Below are 21609 nucleotides of genomic sequence, written 5' to 3' on the forward strand. Positions count from 1 at the left end.
CAATCCATGAAAGTGAACTATGTGAGGAAGAGCACCGGTACGCGAACGACGATCGTTATTCCCGATCATCTTTGCCAGCTCTGGTTGGCCACAACTCCCTCCGACGCTATAACACGGGATACGCAACGCATTAAAGAGCGTCTGGAATTGCTTGACGAACCGGGAGAGGGAGAACCTTTTCAACGCCTGGCTGAGTCGGCGCTGGTGGCCGACATTCAAGCGTACCAAGCCCAGCTGCTTGCGGACGGTGAGAACATGAAAGATCGCATTATTGATGCCCTTCTCCCGTGGCTTCAGGGGGCCATCGAGCCAACGGCGACCGCTGTAGAGGTGTTGAAGGCGATCGAGCGGTTTAAATCGGTCCCTTGGTCAATAACCGAATCGTTTGAAAACCTTCAAGAACAACGCTACGCCCACAAAAAGGACTAAGTGCGGGTACCTGGAGTTCTGTGAATTGTGAAGGTTACTACGCCCTCAACATGCACTTCATTGAGTTCCTCGCCCGCGATTATTTTCCCGTCCTTTTCTCGCAAGGTCGCTCCATGGACCCTGGCAAATAGGTTTCGCCCGAACATCGAGATCAGTACCATATCACCCTGCTTTGCTTTCATTGACCGGTTAACAACTGCGTAACCGGTCGTAGTCTCAATGACAACGCAATTACCGTCTATCTGACAGATCCTGTCTATGGTTAACCTGGACTCTATATAGTCAGTCGCTGGTGAAGGAAACCCCATCTACCCCTCCAAATTAAAATCATCGTCCCAGTCAGGCAACTTGCTGACCTTTTCGTAAGCATTGATGTAGTCGATTCCTTCGCTCAGCGATGCTGGGCGCTCAAACTCAAGCAGAAAGTGATCGTCATAAGCCCTCCCGAACCACCAGCCTCCCCCATATTCACGCTTACGTTGTATGAAGGTCCATTTGCCCGGTGTGATGTAAGGGATATGAGTCCCTCGCGGAATAACTTCATATTTCAGATCCTTACCCATAACGGCCTCACGCTAATTAACTGTATATATGTACAGTATATTCAATACTAGGCACTGAGCCAAATCGTGTAGTGAGCGATGTAAGCAAACGACAAAGCGCAGCGGTCGCTTCTACGTCACTGCATTTTGATGTAGTCTATTGTTTTTATTAGCGTTAGGTCGAAAAAATGATAAATAGAAAATTATTCATCTCTGCTTTGGTTATCACCCTCTCAGCCTGCAGCGGGGATAAATCGGAGAAAGATCCGCAGTTCGCAGCAGCGGAGCAATGCGCAAAGACCATCCTGGCGGAATCGAAGGCTCAAGCAGCGAAAGGAATCAGCGGTCAATACAAGTTGACCTCAGTACCTCGCGCGACCTCAGCTCGTGATGGAGCAGTCGTTTCAACCGAAATAAGGAGTATTCCGTATGCAATATCAACGTATGTGGATAATGGTGTTGAGGGGAGTGCCTGGCGGAAATGTATGGAACAAACAACAAGGTAAAAAAGCGAAAATTCGGTATGAAACTGAGGGGATTGCGCGACGTCATGTTGCGCAATTATGACCTACCAAAAGATAAATCAACACTCGATCAAATTTTGAATTTTTTTTCTTAATTATTGACATGTCTTCCAGGCCTTACGGTACGAGGACTTAGCCTTTTTTACCCTTTCACAACCTCAATTTAACGTCAAAATCAACCCTTGTGCTGAAAAGATTCGATACTAGAATACTCACCATATAGCGGAAATAATTTTTGAAATCCCTATATGTAGTATTTATTCCATTTATTTTTTATGTCTGCCGGAAATGAAAAAACCCGGCTGATTAGACCGGGTCTTCCAATCGGTAACTGGAGGTGCGAACTCCGCTTACCGTGCCAAATGTATCTGGCGACTGAAGTTAGCTTAAACAAATGATCTGCATTCTTCAAGCCAGCTGGAACCGTTCTGAAGGTTCCCTAACGGTTAAGAAGGGTTTAGGACATGATTTAAAAGCGAAATTTCTGCGCAGGTTTTTTGGTGATTCGAAGGCCTCACCCAAACATGAAATCGTGCTGAATGTATCTGGCGACTATCGATACAGCAACTGCAAAGGCAAGCCCAAGGGTGTTTGCAGCCAGGCGCGAGAAAATCAAGTAAGGATTCAACATGCAAATGCTGCTGTTGTTTTTAAAACTCGCGCATCCGGTAGCGGTCATCATTATGACGCTGCTGGGTTACTGGAAAGACCGATAACCCCGAAGCCCAAGGAGGCTGAAAATGGTTAGTTTGTTGCTGAAGATACTGCCACCGCTGGTGGCCATCATCACGACGATCATCGACTACATTAACAAGCGGTGATTACGTCAAATAAAAAAAGGCCCAGATATTGGGCCTTTCCTCGTGTCACATGGGTCACTTCACCACTATATCCACATTACGTAGGGAAATTTCTGCCGGTAGATCTGATTTCCCTGTCAGCGCTAATGCCAGGTTTTCCGGCGTCATGATGGCAGTGATCGTTTTCCCGCGTGCCAGCCGGATAATCAACCTGATCTCATGGTCATCGCATGCGCCCGGACGAACGATGGATATTTCAGCCTTCACCCCTCACCTCCTTTTCCACGGTCCTTAAAACCGTTAACACCTGCCGCTTTAAGCCAGCTTTAATCGCTGGTGGCTGAGAGTCGTAATCAATCGGATAACCGGCCTTTTCCAAAATCCTGTGTGGTTCACGTTCCCATAATGCGCGGCATGCAGCATCAAAAGCGGGACAATCAGGCCGGAGCGCTGCCTCAAGGCGCTCCACCAGCCAACGATATGACGTGAGTTCAGCCCTATCCCTATCGTTAAGCTGCTGTACAGTGTATAGAGGAACATCCCTACCGTGCCCAAGAGGTGCGGGCCACATGTCGCTGGTGGCATGCGGGAAACGCAATTCCTCTGCATCAGTATACGCCACCGGCTCGCTGTTCATGGCCACGCCAATTAGCATGCGCGCCATTATTGAAGATTCAAACGCCACGTCGCTTCCTTTGTCCTCTTCTGCGATTTCACACAGGCGTTCAAAGTCGATCGTCTCGTTCGCAAGGGCTAGCGTTCTCTGCGCCGGTGCGGCGACCGTGGACAGAATCTCTTCAGCCCAATCTCGATCGAAACCAGGCATTGCAGGAAGCTTGGCTACCACTTCGTCCGGAAGTGCATCGATGTAATCCAACGCCGCGCGGGCGACGGCGGAAACATCAGGAATCGGAGCTGGCGGGGCGATAATTTGAAACTCAATATTATGCGGCTGAGCTTTCAAAACAAAATCAACCTGGTCACGTCTAATGGTTTGCCACTCTGTTACCTGTCCGTTGTAGCCATTTCGAATTCGGTATTGATACAGGGGCTCAACTGTTGCTGCCATTGCAATACGCGCCAGCCCCAGAACCACCTCAGGAGTTATCTTTCCGTTGAAGTGCTCACGCGCTTTCTTTTCCGACCACACGACAGGCCACAAGACTTCTTTCGCTGCGGCTTCGATTTGCTGTAACTGCTCTTTGGTGAATTCCATTTAGACCTCCCAAGTTTTGCCGCAATGCAGACAAACAGCCTTGCCGTCATCGCAATCAAGATCGATATGCCCACATTTCGCAGGCTCGGTGGTTAATACCGCAAGATAAGCAGTCATTGCTCGCGCCATGCCTTCGAAGAAATCCCTTTGAGGCTTATCGTGAATCGGATGTTCATAAATTTCAGCCCATTCTTCAGCCTCTGAAATTAGCTCCTTTATCTGCTCTGTGGTGAATTCGCTGGTAATAGTGCTCATGGGTTAGCCCTCATCCTGCTGTGCTTTCAACTGGCGATGGGAAATCGATCGTCCCTTCAATATGCGCCCCTGCCACACGGCAAGCCGGAGACCAGTCAGACGCTTTTCCCGTGTCCAGCGCCTCTTCAACTTCTTTGTATTTGCGCAGGTCATAAAGGTGAATATTCGGATCGCCGATGGTGTAAAAACCGATTTTTTTCGGTGATGGGCAACGGTCGAGGACCTCTTGCAATTCATCGACCCACGCCTGTTCTTTTTTGGTCAACTTAACCATGCTCACTCTCCTTTACCGGTGCTAGTGCCATTCAACGCTTCTCTTAAACACCGAGCGTATGCAGGTACGTAATGGTCAGACGGGTTTGCTATTGCCTCAAATAAAGCCTGTGCATGCTGTTTGATGGTGATATCCCGCGCCTGCAGCTCAGCAATCAGCTTCTCTGCTGCTCCAAGCGCCCTGCCCAGCTCACCATTCTTCTTCTCCAGCGATTCAATTCGATCAGCCTGCTGGTTGATGTGGTTGTCCTGTGCTGACCATGCTTTGTCTTTGGCTTCCAGTTCATCCAGCAGTGCCAGCACGCGTTTAGCTAGCCAGCATTTCTCTTCGTCACCGTATGGGTTATTGGCTATTTCTTTAATGCGGTCAGTGCCAATATCGCCACCGTCAGCGCGGTACGCCTGTATATTGGGTGTCATGTTCTCGTACTCCCGATGATTTTGTGAATTTGGTAGCCGCGCCAGTTCTTGCGGCAAATCTCGGTGATGCTGGGTAGCTCGCGCGCCACCAGCATTGGCTTAATTCTTGTTTCCCCGCCTGGCCGCATCCTGAATACTGGGTGACCGCGTTGGCCAACGTTCTTAACAGCACCAGCTGACTCCAAGTGCTCAAGCATGCGGCTTGCCTTTTTGCTTGAGCAACCCAGCAAACGGCACACCTTACGTGGGGTGATCTCCCCGTCGCGTTGAATAGCCCGGACGATCGCCCAAAGATTGGCGCTGGCCATCACGTCCCCCTGCAGCTGAGGTTTGAGCAACCGTCAAAGTCATAGGGATTTAGTTGCCATGAGATACGGCCGCAGCTGGGGCAATTCCAACGAACCTTACCTGAAGCGCTACGGCGGCGGTTTTGAAGCTTCAGCCACTTAGGCATACGAAGCCCAGGCGCTTGGATCATCTTCCGACGGTCGAGGAGGTGGATGTTGAAGGTACGGCGTTTGACTGCAGCTACGAGGTGATATGGGAGCCATACAACGCCCTCGCTAGACTTCACCGGGAACGGATGAATGTAGGCTTTACTGAAGTCGGTAGTAGGGCGCTCGGTACCGGCGAGCCAATACACATCATTTCCGTCCCATTCCCCTTTCAGGAAGGCCACGTATTGACTACAGCCTTCTTCTTCCACCGTCTCATGCGGAATTAGCTGGTGGTCTACGTGCCAAACGGCCAGAGCATCTACGCACTCAGCTGAGATAGGCTGATCGATACTCCTTCCTTTCTCCCAGTTGTTTTGCGCTTCGCTCAGTGTGTAGACATGGGCGGCATCGATATCGCTACTGTAGCCATGGCCATCTTTGCGATGGAATGAAGCATTCGTGCCCACAGTTTCACGCAAGCACATCATGTAAAAACGCTGCTGCATACTGATCCCTCAGTTATTGAAGTTGATCACGCCATGCTCGATGGCAAAGTCGAATATCTGGTTAGCGAGAACATACAGACGCTTGCCGTGTGCGGCTTCCCATCCCCTGACGTCCTTAGCGGCGTCGTGGGCGCATTTATCGCAAAGGGGCACACACCAACGATCGTGTTCGTTTAAACCGCGTGCGCGGTACATGAAGGGGCGATTAACCTCACCAGAGCAACCTACACAGGGGCGAGAGACGATAAACCGGCGATAGGCTGCGCTTTTTCCCAACTGGATTTTTGGTCTGGCCATGTAGAGCAAGCCGGAATCTTCATCAACTTCGATTTCTGTAATCTTGTCCGCCAGCTGTTCCACCAGCTCATTGACTCCATAGGTCCAAACGATATCGGATTCACGCATGGTGCCTGTCGGGAACTCTTCTACTGGCTTGCATAGGGCGATGCGTCCAGCTTCTTGGGGTAGCTGGTCTTTGAATCCGCGACGCAGTGCCCAAAACGTTAGTTCGATAAGACTAATGTCACGGCCGGGCTCCAGCCTCATTTCGCTGTTCGCCCATGACATGATCCAGTTGGCTCTATTTCGCTGCAAAACTTCATTGAGGCGGTTATAACCCCGCATCAAATATTCATTGTCGTGATACCAGCACAAACGCACAGCAGAGCCGTTGTGAAAATGCGTAGTTAGTTTGTTATCACAATCCTCCGGGCTTTCTGCCTGGCAGGTATGCACACTGCGTTGCACCCAGTCCATAACAGAGGGTTGACCGCCAAGGGAGTCGAATACGCGTTCACTTTCAAAAAATGGCTTTAGCGTTTCATTGGCCACCAGCGAGTAGTTCAGATCGACAAACCCGTCAGGAGTGTCTTTTACCTGCTCTTTTGGCAATGGGGTTAACAGAAACCTTTCAGCGCTCTTGATCATGTTGCTGGTGGCTGAGTCCACCGAGAACACAGCAACGCCGGTTTCTTTTTGTACGAAGGGGGTGATGATTGCACTCATATTTAACTCGGCTTCAATTTGTTCCGGTTAAAAATATAATGTGTTAGAAAATCACTTTCAATAGTTGGGGTAAAATAAATATGCACGACGTGCGCAGGAGGAGCCATCCGGAGCTCCCGGATGGTTGTTAGGCGGATAGTTAAGGTTGTAGGTTTATCTTAATCGCAAAAACTTTCACCGGGTCGGGGCCGAAATGCTCATGTGTGATGAACTTAATTTCATAACCGTTATACGGAACAACAATCCGCTTGCTGAGGTCATCACGCTTTGGGTAGCCCCGGGTAATGATCAGGCGGTCATAGTTGCGTTGTTTAAATCCCGACATCAACCGATTAATCCAGTAAGGACTAACAAGGCGGTATTCTTCCACCTTCTCCCCAGTTTGCATTGCGTCAAAATAAACCCCCTTAACGGCTAACTGGAGGTCGGACATTAATCTTCACCCCACTCATCACAGTAAGCCACTACCGGTGTTTTTCCTGCCTCATAGTCTTCTCGCCAGGCATCTGCATCAGCCGCGCTTCCACCACGTAAATCAGCGTAATTCATCAGTTGTTCGTGCCATTCATCAAAGGTGGCTGTGTATTTAGTCGACGCGAAATCTGCCATATATGAGTCTCCTATTAAGCAACGTTGAAGAGAGAACCGTCGTATTTTGCCGTGCTACTAACCTCAAACACCCCATTGCAACGTGCCCGTGTCCTGAGATTAACCACATCTTTATGTTTGAACTGCTCGCCGCGAACATCATTGAGTCGGGAGGCAGATAAGAAGGCCGGTCGCTTGCAATGAGGGCAGATACAAGCCACCTCACCTTCAACGCGACTAACTAAGTTCGTGGTTAAAACTGTTTGCTGGGTGTTCATCGTAGTTTTCCTTTAATTGCGAGAGCGGCCATAACCAATACATACAGCTCAAAACACGCCTCTACCGCAGACAGGCTATAGATCAACTCCAGCTGATACAGCGAGGCTCCTGCGAGACTGTTTAGAAAGGCATGGATTGCTATGAGCATGGCTAACCCTCTGTTCGAATCGGATCTAAATCATATCAAATTATCTTTTATGTTAGAAAATCTATTTTTAATATTTGGATTCTGATCCATCATATCGGTCTGAATATTGATAACCGGGATAAGGAATGGCAGAGCAAACGCAGTGGGGAAAACAGAGAGAAAAGCAGCGCGCGAAAATGAAACTCAAGCTTTCAGATCCTGCCTGGCAGGCACAGCAACAAGAAAAAAAGCGAGCCGCTGCAGATAGAGCTTTGAAGAGACACAGGGAGAAAATTGCCAGCCCGGAATACAGGGATAAGTGTCGGGAGAAGTTGCAGCTACAGCAAGACAAGGCACGCGAGAAAGCTAGGGAAAAGGCGTCCATTCAGACGCAAGCTATATCGCCCCCGCGTCGCTCTTCTTCGCGAGGTCTGAAAGGTCGATCGCCCACAGCAGAGGAGAAGCGCTACCAGGAAGCGATCGCAAAGCTTCCATGTGCTGCATGTGCGCTGCACGGAGTATATAGCCCAGTTATTGTCCTACACCATATTGATGGTCGTACCGCGCCAGACGCACATAAGAAGGTGCTCCCTCTATGTAATTGGCATCACCAGTACGCCGCGCCAATAGAGATGAGGCACAAACACCCTTGGCTTGTCCCGGTTCATGCAGATGGGATTACCGGCGGCAAGAGTGAGTTTACCCGCCTTAATGCTTCTGAAGCTGCATTGCTGGCTATTGTTTATAAACAATGCAATTTTCTAACATAAAATATTGACCTGTATATTTTATGTGTGTACATTGTGCACATTGGCGATGCAATAAAGTTTTTGCCAATAAATTAGGAACATCGGGAAGACAATAACCATTCACTTGCGTATCATGTGCGCCGTGACGTGGTTAAGGAGGCGAAAGCCCCCGGTTGTAGGCTTCCCGGTGTTCCAGCCTTAAGCATGTCACACTTAGCCCTGGAACGTTAGGTGTGACTTCTGGAACAACAGGAGCCACAATGAATATCTTCGCAAATACCCAATCGGACAAGCGTCCACCGACATGGATCTTCGCCGCGCAGCCGCGCATGCAGAAAGAGATCAAGCCCCAGACCTTTCATATCGAAGCTGAAACTGAGCGTGAAGCGCGCCGCTTGCTGGCCCCTACTCACATCTGTTTTTTCGCTGGCTGTATTCGTCACTGATTTTGTTGCTGGTGGCGCTCCACCAGCTCATATGGAGTTAAGCTGATGGTTGTTAGATATCTCACGTTCGACATTAAGAACAGCACTGGTGGCTGCTACGACTGGACGGCTACGTTGGGCAAAGATCATGTGTCCGGCGCACTGAATGAAGTGAAGCAGAAAGTTATGGCCTATGCCTGCAAATTAGCGCAGCGCCCTACCCGGGAGAGAAAGACCGCCTGACGCTGGCCCTACTATCGAAATAAGCCGCCATCTCTGGCGGCTTTTTTACATCCATTTACTCGGCTTGTTGACGCTCTAGGGAAGATTGCTTGTTGGGTTGCTGCCCGGAGAATGATTTAAAGGTGCCGCACTTCTCTGTTTTAACATCTCGCAACGCGTTGCCGTCAGCATCTTGCCATTGGTGAGATAGTGTCATTCCACCCTGAGCAGGAATATCGAGGGAATAAAGCGTATAGGTTCCCCCCATTTCAGCGAACTCTTGGAAGAAGTAATTACTTACATCGGATTCAGTTTGCTTCTTGGGATAGTCCATTTTGTTGCCGTTTAGGAAGATGGCGCCAGGGTATATTTTGATGTTGAATTTACCGCATTCAACGGCCAAGTTTGCAGCTGTCTGAACACTCCTCCCAACGGCGGCGTGATCCTCCTTAACTGCCGCTTTATTAAATAATGACCTGTCGCCAGTACGCATCATGCTCTGGCTAACAAGAAAATCCTGCCCCTCCGGGAACGACGCCAGTCCACTGAATGGCAGAAGAACATCACCCAGGCCAGCGCGCTGGTATGCGATACCGTAGTCCTTAGCAATCTTTGAAATGGTGTCCTGAGTGGAATAGCCGATCGCTGTGATCGCCTGATCCGTTAAGTGAGCGGAGAACGCCATCACGCAGAATTCCTTAGCGCCCTGCAGCGGCCCTACCGGCTTTAATGGAACGTTATTTGATGAACAGAATTCCAGAATCTGGGGCTGTGTATAGTCGCCGGGGATTTTGTTGAGAACCAGCCTCCCGGCGTGCGGGTTTGCCGGTAACGCTTGAGCAAAAGAGGTAGCTGAAAATGCACCAAAAAGCACCGATGCAGAAAGCGCAACAAGAAGTTTTATTCTCATTATTAGAGCCTTATCGTTGTATGTAAGGCTGCATAGTATCAATTCAATTGCAGAAAAAGAGATAAACCCACCCTAATATTTCTTGTTATATCAGTACCTTGGCGCATATGTAACTGAAACAGGAAAAGCACATAAAACAATTTTTCTAACGAAAGTATTTGATATCTATTTCACAAACTAACAATACTTCACCCGCGCTAAGGTTCCCGTTGAGGGTTCTTTTGACGACTAACTTTCTGCCGAAGCGCGGTTGGGAGCCCTAGCGCCGAAACAAGCCGCCTTAGAGCGGCTTTTTTTGTGTCTGATACCGGGGGGTTTATGGAACAGATCGCGATATTCAGCCTTACCACCAGCAAACCACAGCTGATGACGGCAGTATTTAAAGAAGGTGCGCTGCTGATTAACGAAGTAAAGCCGTTGGCTATCTCAGCGCGCGAGCAGAAAGAAAAAATTCCTGCGGCGATACGTAAGTTAAGAGAAAAAAGATTCAAGGTGCTGGTGGATGAAATCACTCCCACAGTTTCTGCGGGCACCGGTGCCAGCCAGGTAACGCTTAAAACACGGCATTTAGACGGAAGAGCGGCAATCATCGTTGGCATGGAGCGTTACAGGGAGTTGAAGCTTCAGCGCATGCTCTCGCTACCAAAAGGACTCAAAGGCTCATTTGAAATACCTGATTCCATCGTCGATATCGAATTTAATGGCAATGGGGAAGAGGTCTATCGCGTCAACTGGCAAGATATCCGTCCAGAACACATCCTGATGATCCTTTGTTGCTTCGCGACCGTGTATCACAACGTGGCCAGCGCGGATTACGTAAGTCAGATGACAGGTGTAACCATTGAACAAGAAGAGCCTGGGCTGGTCGCTTCCTTCTTATCCCTCATTGGCCATGAACAGAAAAAGGCCGCCACATCGCAGCCAAAATCACTTGCCGGCCGACGCATAGATGACGATACGTACATCCTATAAATCACAGACCACTGACAATTAGGCCGCATTCTGCGGTCTTTTTGCATTCAGGGGGATAAGTGAGCTATAGCCGACTCGATGACCGATATGTTGAAGATGACGTTCTCCGCGCCCTACTCCACCAGGAGCTGATTGCCCGCGTCAGCCAACGTCGATCTGACAATTTTGAGTACACGATAAAGATTGATGAAATCTACCGATCTGATTTGGCAGCCTACCGTGCCTATGGAAATGCAGACCTACGCTGGGTATTCCGCGTGCTAGTGGGTCATGAATCTGAAATGGAAGAAATGCCTGCGGGTAAAACGCTCATTCTTCCCGATCAGGCATGGATACGTAACCGCATCCGTGACTTCGCAGGCAACGCGCCGGAGTTGAGCAATGGCTGAATTCCTCAAAAATGACAATGGCCGCTATATCACTGATGGGCTATCACCAAAGGCATTCAATAAGGTATTCGACCTGATACGCAAGGAGCAGACGCGCAAGCGTCGCTCTGCCCATCGGACATTAACCCCTGGCAGGCTCAAGAACCGGTCTATTGACGACATCCTGAAGCTGGGGAAAAAGAAAGAAGGCACGTTTTTCACACTCGATGACCTGAAGGGATTTGAAAAGCAGCGTGGCAAGACTCGGGAGAAGTTCGATAATAAAACCGCTGGTATCACTTATGCGCAGCTGGTGGCTTCCAGCCAGGCCATAGATATTAAGCGTGCCAATAACGCTGTAGACGACGGATCAGGCATTAAGCGTGCGGTTCCGCTGTCTCTCAAGCACAACGTGATCAATATCCGCGTTGAGGCTTCTGATAAATCGGCCCACCAGCACCACTTGGTCAAGTTCCGTTTTGAGGAATGGGATCAGCTGGTGGAGGACATCGCAGAAGACGAGAAGGCCGGGATCAAGGTTACGAAGGCTCTTTGCGCTGGTCGAGTGTCGTTCGACTGCGATTGCGGCCGCCACCAATATTGGTATCGCTATATTGCTACGGCGGGTAATTTCGCGCTGGCACCGCCGAAAGAGTACGCCTACCCCAAAATTAAAAACCCCAAGTTACAGGGTGTAGCGTGTAAGCATGTTATCCACTCACTCACGCGGTTGCAGTCGTCCAGCTGGCAACTGAGTATTGCCCGTGCCATGCAGAAAGCGGCGACACAGATTGCCTTTGGCGATGATAAGCGCCGCACCACACAGCACTTCAGCAAAACAGATGAGAAAGAATTTAGCCGTAACCGTAACGCCAAAACGAACGTTGCCGCGGCTAAGCGCGAATGGGATATCTACCAAAAGCGCCAGGCCGCGCTGAGCTCGAAGCTTGCTAAGGGCTCTGGGAAGATAGAAAAGCTCCGGACGCAGCTCACCAAAGCCAGAAAACTCTCTGATACTCAGAAAAAGCGTGCCGCCGAGAAGGAGGCAGCATTGCAGAAAGAGAAAGAAAAGAACAAGATGCTCAAGCAGCAATTAGCAGATCAGTTCGCGTTAAAGAAACAGTCGTTTATTGACGCTCTGGTAATGGCTGGAACAGCACCGGCGCAAGCGGAAAAGATGTTTATGGAATATATTAAAAAAGGTGGCGCATGATACGCCACATATTCTTATTCATTTGCAGTCGTAGTTATTTCACCTTCTGGCTCTTCAAAGTAAATATCCTTAATGTTTTCGAGAAGTTTATTTACCTTACCTACTATTGTTACATCTTTGTAAAAATCAGTTTTTTCAACCAACATAAAAAATTCCGCAAAATCTTCTGGCGTTTTCAACGCCCCCTTTGTTTCATAATAATCAACAAATGCTTTAATGCCAAAAAACAACTGCTTTCTATGTTCCTGAAGTTGAGTGTTTTTCTCCGATAAGGTAGCGTTTTGCATTTCTAAAAGCTTGATTCTATTTAAAAGACTATCCGCCTTATTTGTTTTTGTAACAAGCCTGATTCGCAAGTCTTGAAATTCATCTTCAACCTCAAGATCAGCTTTTCTATCTGCACGCCTAATTTTAGCAAACCTTTTAGCCGTAACCCTTGAAATCCAATATGTTACAAAAGGAGTTAAAGCTGAAGCAAGGGTGCCAAATAGGATTGGCAAGCCGAAATGTGCAAACCAAGGCGGAAGCATGTAACCGAACCACATTTGGCTTGTGAAGATAATAGACAATGTATAAAAAATATCTTCACTTGATTTGAATAGAATTAATATCTCCTGCCAATTTACTAACAGGAAAGAAATTAAAATATAAAAATATATTTTATTGAAAATTTTATCTTTTATTGCCTCTGACAGAGACTGGTTTGGACTAAGAGCCTCTTCATTCCCTGGCTTTGCTACTTCGTCTGACATGGAAGCTTCCTTACAAATGAAATCTAGCAATAACTAAATCACCAGATGGTGATTTAGTTATATCTTTCGGTTATAGGAACCACTCAGGTTTTACACCGAAGCGCGCGGAAAGCGCTTTTATGTGAGTGATGGTCAAAGAGCGCTGCCCTGACAGGATTTGGCTGACCAATGATTTAGATCCGATCTCATCCTTAAGGTCTGAATAAGACAGCTTGTGCTGGTCAATCAGGGTACGCAGAAGTGCAACGCCGACTGGCATTTCAGCGATAGCTTTGTTGAACTCAGCGAAACGAGGGCTGTTATCTTCATAATCGGCAATCTTACTCGCCAGGAAGTCAATAAGTGGGTTCTCGTCGTCGTTCTCGATCAGATAATCCACCAGCTCCATCGCTTCGCGGTAATCGCTCTCGGAAGAACTGCCCCCCAGGAAGGGGACAGCCGCTACGAGTTGTTTGGTTGCTTCAATGGCTTTTGCAGTGTCGGTAATCATTCTTTGTTCTCCCTGTAATAGCGGGTCAACTTGTCGTAATCAGCGTGGGTTGCGATGTGCTTCACGTAGAAGCGCTTATTCACGAAATTGATATAGGCGATAACCCTCAAGTTGTTGCCCCCTACATCCAAAACCCACCACTTATTCCTGTACTTAAAATTATCCAGGCTCGGTATCAGAGTTCGCATCTCAGCTGGAGAAGAGAAGTCCGTCTCGCGCACTAAGCGGTACAGCGCCCGAATGGCTAACGAATCGTTGGGATATCGCTTTGCCGCTTCCTCAAAAGGCTCTTTTGAAATTACGTGCATCTTGCGGTCGTTCCATCCGTTTACATTATGTGAACATCATAGCATCGACCTTTACCGTTTACAATATGTGAACGCTACCTTTGCATTTCACAACCTCGCCAAAATCCCTACTCAACCTGAATAGAGTGGACCTTGAGGGCATATGGGCCGTTTTGATGCGTGGCTAACCGACGAGTTAAGCCAGAAGCAGGAGGAACCAGCAAATGACAGCACCCAGGCAGAAACGACAACGCCGACAGAAGAAAATACGGGAAGTGTCTCAGAAGAAAATCCTGAGCACTCCATCTCGTTCAGCAACCTGGAAGCGTCCACCTCCTCCTTGGGTGTTGCTCCTGATGATAATGGTGATCTCGCTGGTGGTTATGGCGAAACAGATGACAATGAGCCTGATGTAGCATCTCTTCCCGCTTCTCTGGCAGCTCGTGAGCAAAATACCAAACTCAAGACCCGATTCAATGGTCACAAGCAGTTTAATGATCAGATCCGTGCAGACTGGATGCTGGTTATTGAAAGCAGTCCGGACTCATTCCAGGCACTTATTTATCGCCCTGATGTTGGGACGTATGGCGTCATAGACGACGAAAGCGGCACTGAGTCCTTCACCGAAATCGACAATAACCAACGGCCGCTGACATACCAAGAACCTGACATCGTGTACGTGCTGGATAACCCGGATGGACGCGAGTCTTTCCGCGCAGTTGATGGTGATGGTGAACAGGACGGATTAACGGATGACGTTCTGGTATTGCGTATAGCAGCCAATAACGTGCCCGTAGGCTCCATTCTGGAATGGAATGAGGAAATGGCCAACGGTACCGCCCGGCGCTGGTGGTATGTGCATCGTATCTTCAGCTATGGCACTCAGCACGTAGGATCGCTGTATTACTGTATCCCGGCCCGCAATTTCGACAGCACAAATGGGGGTCACGTCCAATGAGTGATAAAAGCAAGCTCCTATCCAGAACCGGTGAGTGGAAGGTCAGCAAAACAGGTAAGCAGCAGACCACGGGATTTGACGCGGTAGACGATGCCCTGGCCACTCTGATCAGCAAAGCATTCGATAATGTGCTGCTGGTGGAACCACGCCCGGTTGAAAAACGTTTTCAGTCATTCCTATCACGTCCAGCTGCGGAACGGATTTACGTGGGCCGCTTCGATAGCGTAATAGAATGCCTTAAAGCTATCCGCCGGGCTAATGCAGGGCAAGGGAGAAAGCCTGATGATCTGCAGTTAAACCGGGACGCGTTACCGCTCATCAATATCTCTCGCTCGATGGATATCAACTATGACAACACCGATCAGCAGGTAGATCGCCGTATCGGTTCATCATTTAGCGATCCCGATGATGGCAGGCCACTGGCCAGCCTGGAATTCATGCAGGCGATCATCACCTATGACGTCACTATCATGGCCACCGATAAAGACACTCTAGGGCTGATGTGCAACTCCCTGGGCGCAAGCATTCGACTATTAATGTCTACTCAGTTCGAAGCCAATACAAAGCTTGTCCGCGTGCCAGTACCGCTGATCTGTTCTTTGCAAGACGCAAAAGAAATAGGATTCTCTGATGTCTCTGCTCCGCTGGCCGAAGAGCGTATTTACGCCGCTCAAGCACCAATCTCAGTGCTGGCTGATGTCATTACCGCCTTTGAATTAGATGCCACCCGCGTAGTGACAGAAACGACGCTGGCAGTGGGGTAAATCATGGCGCAAGAACTCCACCAGCTGTTTCTGCAATCCGTCATGATCAACGACAACAAAGTACCGCGAGAGTGGATTGTTGCAACCGTATATGTCGAGAAAGCAAGCCTCAAAGCCCCTCTTCTGAAAATCGAAGTGCGTGATGCTACTGGTACCGTTGTTGATGACTGGAAAGCGAAATACGGAGCAGCATTAATCGCTGAAATGGGTGATCCGCAGGGTGAGGAAACAGCTTTTAAGACCGCTTTTTTCATTACTTCTGCGACCCAATCATCGGACATTGTGACGATAATAGCGGTGAGCGAAGACGTCCGGCGATTTAAGATTCCTTCCCCTCGCACTAATCTGCATACGAACAAAACACCGAACGAAATCTTCAAAAGCTACATAGGTGCGTTGAAACTGGCGACCGGCACGCAAAAGCGCTCTGTTACGTACCATCTTAATGCCGGTCAAAAGCCATCTAAGATGCTGGCAGAGATGGCCCGTGATAAAGGTTCATTATGTTGGACGTGCCGGGGGGAATTCTTCTTCTCATCCCTCGCGGACCTGATGAAGCAGAAACCAGCGTTCACTTATGAGGCTAATAACCCAAAAGCAGAACGTACGATATCGAAGATAAGCTTTATCAACCAGGATCATGCAGCAACCGCCAACAAGGAATACCGGTTCGTCGGGTATTCAATGACAGATGGGTATATCGAGTCGGGAGATCCGTCGCTGCCGGTACGCTACATCTCTGACGCTGATATGGAAACGCTAAGAAACATGCAGCTCACGCTCGTACCAAAATTGGATATAGAGGTACAGGGGAATCCTGCTGTTCGGCCTGGCATGCTCATTGAAATCCTTATTCATCGCTATGACGAAGAAAACCAGCTGAATGAATCACTACCCCAGAAAATGATCGTCAAAAACGTAGCGCACTTTGAGGACCGCGTGGGGTACACCACGCGCATGATTTTAGGAGTTCCAAATCAATGAAACGCCGCGCCGTTATCGTTGGCACGAAGCACCCTGGCGGTCTGATGCGCGCGCAAGTTCGCGTGTTGCCTGACTGGAACGGGGTGGACGAAAGTGATCTCCCCTGGGCCGAATACCAGTTGCCAATCGGAAATGCCTTTGTTCCTACCCTGGCGGGCGATGCTGTGTGGGTTGAGTTTCCATACACCGATGCGAATGGCCAGATGGACACTCGTCGCCCGCTCATTGTAGGCGCTGCGCAGGATGCCCCGGGCGGCGTCCCTAATGTGGCTGCAGAAGCTTCAGGCCAGGGGACTCCCTGGACGCCTGAAGAGATCGAAGGCTCCCCCAGCCGCCCTGCCCTCTCTTCCACTGAGGATTTTGTTATCCACCGCAACAACATTCTGGAACTGCGATCAGCTGGTGGAGGTTACGAGATCGCTAACACTGCAGCTGGTAGCCGTATCGGCATGAGTGAAGACGGTGTGCCATACATCATCGGCCCCGCTGGATTATTTATTCACGTGGGCGGCGACGCGAAAGTAGTTGCTGGAGGGAATGTAGACATCGAAGCTGGTGGAGACCTGAATATCAAGGTTAAGGGTGCTTTTTCAGCCTTGGCCAAAAGCTTTAGCTTCAAGAAGGCGTAGCAAATGCCGATGTTGTGGACGATAATAAAGAGTAATTTTCTAACAGTTAAGGTTGATAAATGAAATCTATAGCATTCAAAGGCATTCTGATTTACCGCCTCTCGCGTGACGTTGAGCTACAGACGGCAGCCGTTAACGAATCGCTGAAAAGCTTCCTTTTTAAACCTTGTGGCTCACAGGATATGGCCACTGCTGGGTGGATAGAAACAATCGGGGATAATCTAACGTATGAAAGCGGGCAATATCTTCTTCTGACGATGCAACGGGAGGAAAAAATCATTCCTACGCATGTCATTAAGGACGAATTGAATAAAAAAATTTCGAAGCTTGAAACCGAGCAGGGACGCAAGCTTAAGAAGACTGAGAAGGACTCATTGAAGGATGAGGTATTACACTCACTTCTCCCCCGAGCCTTCACCCGAAAATCGCGCAATCGCCTGATAGTGGATCGTAAAGAAGGACTCGTCTTTGTTGAAGGCAATAGCGCTCGTAAGGCTGAAGATATGCTGGCGTTGCTGCGTAAGTCCCTAGGAAGTCTGCCGGTCGTTCCATTCACCCCCGCTGAACCAGTAGAGTTGACCATCACCGAATGGATTCGAAGCGGTTTCCCGCGCGGTTTTACTGCCGGTACAGACGTAATGCTTAAAGCCATTTTGGAAGATGGCGGCGCTGTGCGCTGTAAGAAACAGGATCTGCATTCTGAGGAAGTCCTGACCCATATCGACGCAGGAAAGTTAGCTACTGCCGTCGGTCTAAACTGGTCCGATCGTGCCTCATTCCGCCTGTGCGATGACATGACAATCAAAGGACTTAGCTTCACCGACGAACTGTACGATCAGAACGACGACATCGACCGTGAAGATGTGCTTCAAAGATTTGACGCTGACTTCATTCTTTTTACTGCCGAGTTATCTGCGCTGTTTACCGCACTAGTGGAGGTCGTTGGTGGCGAAGCACAACGCTAAAGTAAGCTTCGGCTCAGTTTGCTCTGGTATTGAGGCGGCCAGCTGCGCCTGGGGGCAGCTTGGGTGGAGCGCCGACTGGCTGAGTGAGATAGCCCCCTTCCCTTCCGCTGTACTTGCTTATCGTTATCCCGACACTGTGAACTTAGGGGATATGACGCAAATAGCCAGTCGCATTGCTTCGGGTGAGATTAATGCCCCTGATTTGTTAGTGGGTGGCACGCCTTGCCAGGCATTTTCAATTGCCGGGTTACGAGGTGGTCTTGAAGACGAGCGTGGGCGGCTGACTCTAAAATATGTTGAGTTACTGGATGTTATCGATGAGACACGTACTAAATCTGGCCACCAGCCAGCAATCTCGGTGTGGGAAAATGTTAGCGGAGTCCTCAGCTCCACAGATAACGCATTCGGCTGTTTCATTGCCGGATTGGCTGGTGAAGATGATCCATTTGAACCAGGTCAACGACCTGCAGACGGAAAATCCAGTGCTTTCTGGACATGGAGCAAAAAAGCCGGTCAACATTTTCCAAAGTGGCCAAAGTCTGGTTGTGTTATTGGACGAAAGCGCCAAGTGGCCTGGCGAACTCTCGATGCCCAATACTTCGGCGTGGCCCAACAACGCAATCGTGTCTTCGTTGTCTCAAGTGCTCGAACAGACATCGATCCATCCGAAATACTATTTGAGCGCGAAGGCGAGCGCAGGGATACTCCGCCGCACCGAAGCGCGCGGCAGAACTCTTCCGACAATGCTACGCATGGCACTGGACTCAGTTACGAAGTCGAAAAAAACCATCTGATAGTTATGGCACATGGCCAAGGCGGAGCAGAGATCAAAACTGATGGCGCAACGCCAACGCTTACCTGTAATCATGAGGCTCCAATTGTTGTTACAGTGGACCCGATTACTGTCCGGCGCTTGACTCCAGTTGAATGTGAAAGACTTCAGGGCTTCCCTGACCAGTACACCCTGATTCCTACAGCAAAGTGTAAGCAAATCCTAAAGGGTGATATTACCTACCTGCATCATTACTTCCCTGATATTACAGACGAAGAAGCAAAAAAACTTGCAGCTGATGGGCCGCGTTACAAAGCACTGGGAAACTCTATGGCGGTGCCGGTAATGAGCTGGATTGGCAAGCGTATAGACGATGCTATTTGCAAGGCTAGCTACCTCAAGAGCACCGTTACACACCTTCGCGTCATTCGCGCGCCGGAAGAGTTTGAGCGCCCGATCTTCAAATGGGCTGGTGGCAAGTTTTCCGTAATGGAAGTGTTGAATGAGCACTTACCGCACGGGAAACGTTTGATCGAGCCGTTTGTCGGCGGCGGCTCGGTCTTTACCAATGCGGGCTATAAACAGAATCTCCTGAATGATGTTAACGGCCACCTGATCAATTTCTATAAGGTATTACAGCGTGAGGGGCATGCTCTTATAACCCTCGCCCATCATTACTTCGAGAACTACAATACCGCCGATTCATTTCTTCGAATACGTAGGTTGTTCAATGAGAAAGCTTTAGACGAGTGTCATTTAGCCGCTGCGTTCTTGTACCTTAACCGCCACGCCTTCAACGGCCTTGTGCGTTATAACCTGTCCGGAGAATTCAATGTTGGTTACGGCAAATATAAAGCGCCTCGCTTCCCACTTGAAGAGATGGAGCAGTTCCTTGGGGCGGCAAACATAAGCGAGTTTGTCACTGGCGACTTCGCTGGCGTGATCATGCAGGCCGGTGAAGGCGATGTTATTTTTTGTGACCCTCCATACGAGCCCCTGCCGGGCAAGAATGGTTTCACGAGCTATTCTGGCCACAGCTTCGGTTTTGACGAACAGGAAAGATTGGTTTCACTGCTGGTGGCCGCTCGTAAGCGAGGAGCAAAGGTGCTTATCACGAACAGCGGCGCGCCTAAGATACGGGAGTTGTACCGTAATAACGGTTTTGACCTCCACCAGCTGCAGGCCCGGCGTTCGGTGTCGTGTAAATCCGGTAGCCGGGAGATGGCCAGTGATATCCTGGCTAAACTTGGATGCTAAAAAAAGCCCCTATTAAGGGGCTTTTTTTATTCAGGGAATTGGCTGGAAAACCGCTTGATCGCTGAATTATCAGTCTCGTCAGGATTTCCCTTGCTTGTTTCCCCGGGCAACCGCGTTTCTTCGGTTGGCTTTACGGCTGGCTCAGCTGATGGTGACTGAAGTTCTAAGAATGACGCCAATATAGCGCGTATGGTTTCACCCTTTGTCTCGTCGCCGAGTGTGGCGGCGAGAATGCCAGGCAACCGGCTATCGATTTCAGCTAATGCAAAACCGGCCAGCAACGCAGTCCGAGCAACATCGCCGCGAACACGATTAGGATATGATTCTAATCGTTCATCAACAAAACGCTCGTTGGCGATTTTAGTCCGGCGAAGATATAGAAGTACCTTTCTGCGGTCCTGGGACATACATACTCCTGTTAACCGAGTAGTTTAAGGCCACGAACGAGAGCAAATTGCGGTTCGTCGGCCACAAAAAAGCGATCATCACGGATAGCAACATGATCACGGATAGAGTCAGCCACTAGCGGCGCGCCACCACCAATTACAATAACATGAGAATACCCTTTGAAACTGCTAATAACTTCATTCACGCGTTTGCAAAGACGCTCGATGCTGGACATGATCTCTTTTTTGACAAAATCAATGGCTGCAGGGTCGTTAATGTTTTCGGCCAAAAATTCCGCGTCATTACGGTTAATGATGATCTGGTCTACGTTGTAGCTGGACGTTGCTGTTTCCGCCTTAGCCAGGGCTAGTTTAACGGCATCAGTTACTAATGATACTCCTAGCCGTGAGTCGCCATAGACGCGGGATACTGAAGTCATTTGACCAGCCACCATCGAGACATCGAGCGTAGTCCCTCCCAAATCTACGATTAAAGCTGAATGAGACGGTTTGAGATCCGCGCAGAGGCTAACGCCAGCAGGAATAGACTCCGGGAGTACCTTAACTTTGGTGATGTTGAAGCCGCTTCCCTTATTCAGTTCCACAGAGCGCATGACACTCTTCTTTTTGCGCTCAATGTTATCCAGGCGGTACTGAGCATCCTCGTCGTAATACTCAGCCAGTGGCAAGGTAACAATAACCTCTACATCTTGTGGCTCTATGCCGCTTGTCTGTAGCGCGTGGTGTATGGCCAGGGCATTCAACGGGCTGTACTGCCATTCAACATTGTTTGTAGGCAGAACGTCCGGCGTAATCAGATCAAAGGAATACTTCTCCCCATCAACTAAATAGTTGAACGGTTTTCCTGAACCGAACGTTGCCGACCACCCTCGCTTGAAGCTGTTAGGGCTGATGTGAGTAAGGGTCTTACCAGCCTCTTCCCACAACATTTTGATATTAGTTGAACCATCGTCGATAAAAATGCGCATCATATTGCTCCACTTCTGAGACACATAAGAGTTTATAAAGATACCTAATTGAGAACGAAGAGAGAATAACAAGTGGAACGGCGCTTAACAAGAGACTGAATAGAGATTAATTTGAG

Annotated in this window: 32 protein-coding genes; 15 read left to right on the top strand and 17 right to left on the bottom strand. The window is 49.1% G+C overall.

Annotated elements, in window-relative coordinates:
- The first annotated feature begins 6 nt into the window (after positions 1-6).
- On the top strand, positions 7-429 hold the full coding sequence (locus HV355_RS22945; RefSeq protein ID WP_182403643.1) for a hypothetical protein: 423 nt from the start codon (positions 7-9) through the stop codon (positions 427-429).
- 308 nt (positions 430-737) lie between these two features.
- Here the strand turns inward: HV355_RS22945 and HV355_RS22950 are convergent, their stop codons facing one another.
- Positions 738-992, bottom strand: coding sequence for a lF-82 (locus tag HV355_RS22950; protein ID WP_182403645.1), 255 nt, complete (start codon positions 990-992; stop codon positions 738-740).
- A 408-nt stretch (positions 993-1400) separates the two neighbouring features.
- On the opposite strand from HV355_RS22950, the gene HV355_RS22955 reads away from it, so the two are divergent.
- On the top strand, positions 1401-1538 hold the full coding sequence (locus tag HV355_RS22955; RefSeq protein ID WP_182403647.1) for a hypothetical protein: 138 nt from the start codon (positions 1401-1403) through the stop codon (positions 1536-1538).
- A gap of 351 nt (positions 1539-1889) precedes the next feature.
- On the top strand, positions 1890-2243 hold the full coding sequence (locus HV355_RS22960) for a hypothetical protein (RefSeq protein ID WP_182403649.1): 354 nt from the start codon (positions 1890-1892) through the stop codon (positions 2241-2243).
- Positions 2244-2370: 127 nt separating this feature from the next.
- On the opposite strand, the gene HV355_RS22965 is transcribed toward HV355_RS22960, so the two are convergent.
- From HV355_RS22965 to HV355_RS23015, 10 genes are all read right to left on the bottom strand, one after another.
- Positions 2371-2562 (bottom strand): hypothetical protein, encoded by a 192-nt coding sequence (locus tag HV355_RS22965; RefSeq protein WP_182403651.1) that lies wholly within the window; start codon positions 2560-2562, stop codon positions 2371-2373.
- Positions 2552-3511 carry a hypothetical protein gene (locus HV355_RS22970; protein ID WP_182403725.1) on the bottom strand — a complete coding sequence of 320 codons (960 nt, stop codon included), beginning with the start codon at positions 3509-3511 and terminating at the stop codon, positions 2552-2554. Before HV355_RS22970 ends, HV355_RS22965 begins: the two co-directional genes overlap by 11 nt.
- Complete coding sequence (locus HV355_RS22975) at positions 3512-3766, bottom strand: hypothetical protein (protein ID WP_182403653.1); 255 nt, start codon at positions 3764-3766, stop codon at positions 3512-3514. It lies immediately after the preceding gene.
- Between the two features lie 10 nt (positions 3767-3776).
- The gene (locus HV355_RS22980; protein WP_182403655.1) at positions 3777-4040 is read right to left on the bottom strand and encodes a hypothetical protein; all 264 of its coding nucleotides are present in this window, start codon (positions 4038-4040) and stop codon (positions 3777-3779) included.
- A 2-nt stretch (positions 4041-4042) separates the two neighbouring features.
- Complete coding sequence (locus HV355_RS22985; protein WP_182403657.1) at positions 4043-4459, bottom strand: hypothetical protein; 417 nt, start codon at positions 4457-4459, stop codon at positions 4043-4045.
- A 307-nt stretch (positions 4460-4766) separates the two neighbouring features.
- Complete coding sequence (locus HV355_RS22995; protein WP_182403661.1) at positions 4767-5402, bottom strand: hypothetical protein; 636 nt, start codon at positions 5400-5402, stop codon at positions 4767-4769.
- A gap of 9 nt (positions 5403-5411) precedes the next feature.
- A complete protein-coding gene (locus tag HV355_RS23000) occupies positions 5412-6407 on the bottom strand; it encodes a DUF968 domain-containing protein (protein ID WP_182403663.1) in 996 nt (331 codons plus the stop codon).
- A gap of 139 nt (positions 6408-6546) precedes the next feature.
- Positions 6547-6840: an ASCH domain-containing protein gene (locus HV355_RS23005; RefSeq protein WP_182403665.1), complete on the bottom strand. Its 294-nt coding sequence runs from the start codon at positions 6838-6840 to the stop codon at positions 6547-6549.
- The gene (locus HV355_RS23010) at positions 6840-7016 is read right to left on the bottom strand and encodes a hypothetical protein (RefSeq protein WP_182403667.1); all 177 of its coding nucleotides are present in this window, start codon (positions 7014-7016) and stop codon (positions 6840-6842) included. The genes HV355_RS23005 and HV355_RS23010 overlap by 1 nt, the downstream gene beginning before the upstream one ends.
- 14 nt (positions 7017-7030) lie before the next feature.
- A complete protein-coding gene (locus tag HV355_RS23015) occupies positions 7031-7273 on the bottom strand; it encodes a hypothetical protein (protein WP_126336322.1) in 243 nt (80 codons plus the stop codon).
- A gap of 325 nt (positions 7274-7598) precedes the next feature.
- On the opposite strand from HV355_RS23015, the gene HV355_RS23020 reads away from it, so the two are divergent.
- From HV355_RS23020 to HV355_RS23030, 3 genes are all read left to right on the top strand, one after another.
- Positions 7599-8171 carry a Ref family recombination enhancement nuclease gene (locus HV355_RS23020; RefSeq protein ID WP_249420902.1) on the top strand — a complete coding sequence of 191 codons (573 nt, stop codon included), beginning with the start codon at positions 7599-7601 and terminating at the stop codon, positions 8169-8171.
- A gap of 239 nt (positions 8172-8410) precedes the next feature.
- On the top strand, positions 8411-8596 hold the full coding sequence (locus HV355_RS24430; RefSeq protein ID WP_126336318.1) for a host cell division inhibitor Icd-like protein: 186 nt from the start codon (positions 8411-8413) through the stop codon (positions 8594-8596).
- Between the two features lie 45 nt (positions 8597-8641).
- Positions 8642-8818, top strand: a complete 177-nt coding sequence (locus tag HV355_RS23030; protein ID WP_182403670.1) for a hypothetical protein — start codon at positions 8642-8644, stop codon at positions 8816-8818.
- 55 nt (positions 8819-8873) lie between these two features.
- Here the strand turns inward: HV355_RS23030 and HV355_RS24360 are convergent, their stop codons facing one another.
- Positions 8874-9707 carry a hypothetical protein gene (locus tag HV355_RS24360; RefSeq protein WP_249420899.1) on the bottom strand — a complete coding sequence of 278 codons (834 nt, stop codon included), beginning with the start codon at positions 9705-9707 and terminating at the stop codon, positions 8874-8876.
- A gap of 318 nt (positions 9708-10025) precedes the next feature.
- On the opposite strand from HV355_RS24360, the gene HV355_RS23040 reads away from it, so the two are divergent.
- Genes HV355_RS23040 through HV355_RS23050 form a run of 3 tightly spaced genes read left to right on the top strand, consistent with a single transcriptional unit; the run spans position 10026 to position 12260 of the window.
- A complete protein-coding gene (locus HV355_RS23040; protein WP_182403672.1) occupies positions 10026-10679 on the top strand; it encodes a maturation control protein in 654 nt (217 codons plus the stop codon).
- 59 nt (positions 10680-10738) lie between these two features.
- Complete coding sequence (locus HV355_RS23045) at positions 10739-11068, top strand: baseplate protein (RefSeq protein ID WP_126336314.1); 330 nt, start codon at positions 10739-10741, stop codon at positions 11066-11068.
- Entirely contained in the window at positions 11061-12260 is a 1200-nt protein-coding gene (locus HV355_RS23050) for a phage tail protein (RefSeq protein WP_182403674.1), read from the top strand. Before HV355_RS23045 ends, HV355_RS23050 begins: the two co-directional genes overlap by 8 nt.
- 14 nt (positions 12261-12274) lie before the next feature.
- Here the strand turns inward: HV355_RS23050 and HV355_RS23055 are convergent, their stop codons facing one another.
- The 3 genes from HV355_RS23055 to HV355_RS23065 all read right to left on the bottom strand — a co-directional run bounded on the left by HV355_RS23055 (position 12275) and on the right by HV355_RS23065 (position 13810).
- On the bottom strand, positions 12275-13012 hold the full coding sequence (locus HV355_RS23055; protein WP_182403676.1) for a hypothetical protein: 738 nt from the start codon (positions 13010-13012) through the stop codon (positions 12275-12277).
- Between the two features lie 70 nt (positions 13013-13082).
- Positions 13083-13502: a helix-turn-helix domain-containing protein gene (locus tag HV355_RS23060; RefSeq protein ID WP_079899847.1), complete on the bottom strand. Its 420-nt coding sequence runs from the start codon at positions 13500-13502 to the stop codon at positions 13083-13085.
- Positions 13499-13810 carry a type II toxin-antitoxin system HigB family toxin gene (locus HV355_RS23065; RefSeq protein ID WP_079899846.1) on the bottom strand — a complete coding sequence of 104 codons (312 nt, stop codon included), beginning with the start codon at positions 13808-13810 and terminating at the stop codon, positions 13499-13501. The genes HV355_RS23060 and HV355_RS23065 overlap by 4 nt, the downstream gene beginning before the upstream one ends.
- A 142-nt stretch (positions 13811-13952) precedes the next feature.
- Here HV355_RS23065 and HV355_RS23070 point away from each other — a divergent pair, with 142 nt between their 5' ends.
- The 6 genes from HV355_RS23070 to HV355_RS23095 are packed head-to-tail and all read left to right on the top strand — an operon-like array spanning position 13953 to position 20118.
- Positions 13953-14747 carry a phage tail protein gene (locus HV355_RS23070; RefSeq protein WP_182403678.1) on the top strand — a complete coding sequence of 265 codons (795 nt, stop codon included), beginning with the start codon at positions 13953-13955 and terminating at the stop codon, positions 14745-14747.
- Positions 14744-15511, top strand: coding sequence for a baseplate (locus HV355_RS23075; protein WP_182403680.1), 768 nt, complete (start codon positions 14744-14746; stop codon positions 15509-15511). Before HV355_RS23070 ends, HV355_RS23075 begins: the two co-directional genes overlap by 4 nt.
- A gap of 3 nt (positions 15512-15514) precedes the next feature.
- Positions 15515-16495: a tail length tape measure protein gene (locus HV355_RS23080; protein WP_126336306.1), complete on the top strand. Its 981-nt coding sequence runs from the start codon at positions 15515-15517 to the stop codon at positions 16493-16495.
- On the top strand, positions 16492-17124 hold the full coding sequence (locus HV355_RS23085; protein ID WP_126336304.1) for a baseplate protein: 633 nt from the start codon (positions 16492-16494) through the stop codon (positions 17122-17124). Before HV355_RS23080 ends, HV355_RS23085 begins: the two co-directional genes overlap by 4 nt.
- A gap of 59 nt (positions 17125-17183) precedes the next feature.
- Positions 17184-18089: a recombination-associated protein RdgC gene (rdgC, locus tag HV355_RS23090; protein WP_182403682.1), complete on the top strand. Its 906-nt coding sequence runs from the start codon at positions 17184-17186 to the stop codon at positions 18087-18089.
- Positions 18070-20118 (top strand): Dam family site-specific DNA-(adenine-N6)-methyltransferase, encoded by a 2049-nt coding sequence (locus HV355_RS23095; protein ID WP_182403684.1) that lies wholly within the window; start codon positions 18070-18072, stop codon positions 20116-20118. The genes rdgC and HV355_RS23095 overlap by 20 nt, the downstream gene beginning before the upstream one ends.
- A gap of 26 nt (positions 20119-20144) precedes the next feature.
- On the opposite strand, the gene HV355_RS23100 is transcribed toward HV355_RS23095, so the two are convergent.
- Both HV355_RS23100 and parM read right to left on the bottom strand, forming a co-directional pair.
- Positions 20145-20525, bottom strand: a complete 381-nt coding sequence (locus tag HV355_RS23100) for a plasmid partitioning/stability family protein (RefSeq protein ID WP_126336298.1) — start codon at positions 20523-20525, stop codon at positions 20145-20147.
- 11 nt (positions 20526-20536) lie between these two features.
- Entirely contained in the window at positions 20537-21493 is a 957-nt protein-coding gene (parM, locus tag HV355_RS23105; RefSeq protein ID WP_182403714.1) for a plasmid segregation protein ParM domain-containing protein, read from the bottom strand.
- Positions 21494-21609: the final 116 nt, after the last annotated feature.

The organism is Enterobacter sp. RHBSTW-01064, assembly GCF_014103035.1.
Classification (GTDB): Bacteria; Pseudomonadota; Gammaproteobacteria; order Enterobacterales; family Enterobacteriaceae; genus Enterobacter; species Enterobacter mori.